The organism is Streptomyces sp. 8P21H-1 (assembly GCF_013302945.1).
Genome location: NZ_JABTYA010000097.1, coordinates 198 through 425 on the forward strand (window position 1 = coordinate 198; position 228 = coordinate 425).

Sequence of the window (228 nt, forward strand, 5' to 3'; positions counted from 1 at the left end):
ACGTCCTCTTCACGCGGGAGCTGCAGCGCCGCTACGGCGAGCAGGGCCTCTCGGCCGTCGCCTTCCACCCGGGAACCATCGCGACGGGCTTCGCCGCCGAGAGCACGAGCCTCATGCGGTTCGTCTACCAGACGCCGCTGCGCCACCTCCTGCTCAGCGGCCCCGAGACGGGTGCCGAACAGCTCGTCTGGCTCGCGACGACCACGCCGGGCGCCGAGTGGGAGCCCG

At 72.8% G+C, this 228-nt stretch carries 1 pseudogene; it reads left to right on the plus strand.

Annotated features, from left to right (window positions below):
* Window positions 1-228: pseudogene (locus HO151_RS01920) on the plus strand (hypothetical protein); the annotation flags it as partial.